This window comes from Dietzia sp. CW19 (assembly GCF_014145265.1).
Taxonomy (GTDB): domain Bacteria; phylum Actinomycetota; class Actinomycetes; order Mycobacteriales; family Mycobacteriaceae; genus Dietzia; species Dietzia natronolimnaea.
In genome coordinates this window covers 1-2,639 of sequence record NZ_JAALEE010000188.1, presented here as the reverse complement: position 1 = coordinate 2,639, position 2,639 = coordinate 1, and the positions used below count along the sequence as shown (strand labels likewise).

Annotated in this window: 4 protein-coding genes; all 4 read left to right on the top strand. The window is 69.5% G+C overall.

The genetic code is table 11. From position 1 onward, the window contains the following. The first annotated feature begins 257 nt into the window (after positions 1–257). Positions 258–803, top strand: a complete 546-nt coding sequence (locus G6021_RS06455; RefSeq protein ID WP_182640877.1) for a ribosome maturation protein RimP — start codon at positions 258–260, stop codon at positions 801–803. Continuing rightward, positions 800–1,786: a transcription termination factor NusA gene (gene nusA / locus G6021_RS06450; protein WP_179525437.1), complete on the top strand. Its 987-nt coding sequence runs from the start codon at positions 800–802 to the stop codon at positions 1,784–1,786. Before G6021_RS06455 ends, nusA begins: the two co-directional genes overlap by 4 nt. A 140-nt stretch (positions 1,787–1,926) precedes the next feature. Then, positions 1,927–2,229, top strand: coding sequence for a YlxR family protein (locus tag G6021_RS06445; protein WP_182610233.1), 303 nt, complete (start codon positions 1,927–1,929; stop codon positions 2,227–2,229). A 166-nt stretch (positions 2,230–2,395) separates the two neighbouring features. Beyond that, a partial coding sequence (locus G6021_RS06440; protein WP_182617671.1) for a translation initiation factor IF-2 N-terminal domain-containing protein occupies positions 2,396–2,639 on the top strand: 244 nt, incomplete at its 3' end.

Here is a 2,639-nt window from a genome sequence, read left to right as displayed (position 1 = left end):
GGCAGCGGCCGCGGCCAACGGCAGCAGGGGATCCGGCTCGTCGTCGACCAGGGGTAGGGCGCACCCCCCGGCGGCGGCCACTCCGGTGGCGACCGCGGTCACCGCGACGAACCGTCGGCGCGACACGGGGGTGGTGGAGGAAACGGGCACCCCGACATCCTGCCAGGGCCCGTCGGCCGCCGGACCCGGGGCGGTACAGTGATCCGGCCCGTCCGCAACCCGGATCGGCACCCACCAGCAGCGACGCCAGGAGCAACGTGATCGTCCCCGAGCCCGACAGGGCCCATATCCGCAGAGCGGTCTCCGACCGTGGACTCGAACTCGAGGAGATCCGGGAGGATTCACGGGCCGCCGACTGGCACGTGACCGTGGTCGTCGACGGCGACTCCGGTGTCACACTGGACGATCTCGCGAGACTGTCCACCGACCTCGACGCCCTCGCCGAGCAGTGGGGTGGACCCGACCGGGCCGTGACGTTCGAGGTGACGAGCCGCGGCGTGGACGCGCCTCTCGTGGCACCCCGGCACTGGAGGCGGGCGCGCGGTCGTCAGGTAGACGTGAGTTACGTCGACGGTGTCACCGGCCCCGCCCGTGGGCGGATCGGTGACCTCGACGAGGAGTCGGGGACCGTACGTCTGGTCTGCAGGTCGGGTCGTGGGATGCGTGTGGACTCGGTACCGTTGGACGACGTGGCACGCGCTGTGATCCGGGTCGAGTTCCGGCCCGCTCCGGAGGACGAACTCGCCCTCGTGTCGGAGCCCGCGGACCCCGGACGTGGCGTGCGAGAAGGAGAAGACAGTTGAACATCGACATGGCGGCGCTGAACATGTTGTCCCAGGAGCGGGAGATCCCGCTGGACGACCTGGTGCGGACGCTGGAGAACGCACTGCTCACCGCGTACAAGCGCACCGATGACGCGCACCGCGTCGCGCGGATCCAACTCGACCGGAAGGCCGGGACCGTCGCGGTCATGGCGGCCGAGGTCGACGACGAGGGCAACCGGATCGGCGAGTTCGACGCCACCCCGTCCGATTTCGGCCGGGTGGCCGCGGCGACGGCCCGGCAGATCATCCTGCAACGCCTGCGCGAGGCCGAGACCGAGCGGATCTACGGCGACCTGGTCGCCCGTGAGGGCGAGGTGGTCAGCGGGGTCATCCAGTCGGATTCCCGTGCCAACGCGCGGGGGATCGTCGTCGTGCACATCGGGCCCGAGAACGGCGGTACCGAGGGCACCATCGCACCGGCCGAGCAGGTCCCGGGCGAGACCTACCAGCACGGCGACCGCATCAAGTGCCACGTCGTGGGGGTGCACAAGGGGCCGCACGGTGCCTCCGTCTCCCTGTCGCGAACCCACCCCGATCTCGTCCGTGGACTCTTCGCCCTGGAGGTACCGGAGATCGGTGACGGATCCGTCCGGATCTCGGCGATCGCCCGCGAGGCCGGACATCGGACCAAGATCGCCGTGGAGACGACGGTGTCGGGCCTCAACGCCAAGGGCGCCTGCATCGGGCCGAACGGCGCCCGGGTCCGGGCGGTGATGGCGGAACTCAACGGAGAGAAGATCGACATCGTCGACTTCGACGAGGACCCCACGGTGTTCGTGGGTAACGCGCTCTCTCCGGCGAAGGTCATCTCCGTGACCGTCGCGGACGCCGAGACGAGGGCTGCGCGCGTCGTGGTCCCCGATTACCAGCTCTCGTTGGCGATCGGCAAGGAGGGGCAGAACGCCCGCCTGGCCCACCGGCTGACGCAGTGGCGGATCGACATCCACAGCGACGCGGAGTGACGTCCGGCACGGTCGCGGTCCACGCGGTCGGGCGCGCCGTTAGTGTCGATAGTCAACGACCTGTAGACTCACCAGATGTCACAGTGACTTCACGTCCACCCACTCGCGTGGGAGGGACGGCGAGAAACCGAGGCGGCCTCATGCGGGTGCATCACGACCAGCAGAAGGGCCCGGCCGAGGTGCCGGGTCCGGTGAGGACCTGCGTCGGCTGTCGCCGCCGGGATTCCGATTCCCGGTTACTGCGGATCGTTCACGATCCGCGGGCGTCAGCCCTCTCGCCGGACCCCGACCGGCGAGCGGTCGGGCGGGGAGCCTGGGTGCACCGTGACGAGCGGTGCATCGCGACAGCACTCGACCGCAAGGCCTTCACCAGGTCCCTGCGGGTCGCCGGGAACGTGTCCCAGGATGCGATCTCGGAGGTGCTCGAGACGCTATCGTCGTGAGCACGAGACCACCCGTCGGCCGCATGGGCCGACCGGGGGAGCACAAGAGAAGGAACGGACCAGACACGATGAGCACACCGTGAAGTTCCAGCGATGAACGTCCATCGAATGTAGACCGAGGTCGCGCGGCCAGCCCTGCCGTGAAGACCTCGCAGTGAGGAGAGCAGTGGCAGGCAAGCCCCGGGTACACGAGCTGGCAAAAGAGTTCGGTATCACCAGTAAAGAACTTCTGACGAAACTCCGCGATCAGGGAGAGTTCGTCAAATCCGCATCGTCGACCCTCGAGGCCCCGGTGGTCCGACGTCTCCGTGCGTCGCACGCACCGTCCGACGGTGGAGTCGACTCCGCGCCGTCGAGCCCCGGCTCCGGTGGACCCGCGGCGCCGAAGCCCGGCGCGGCGCCCACGCCGG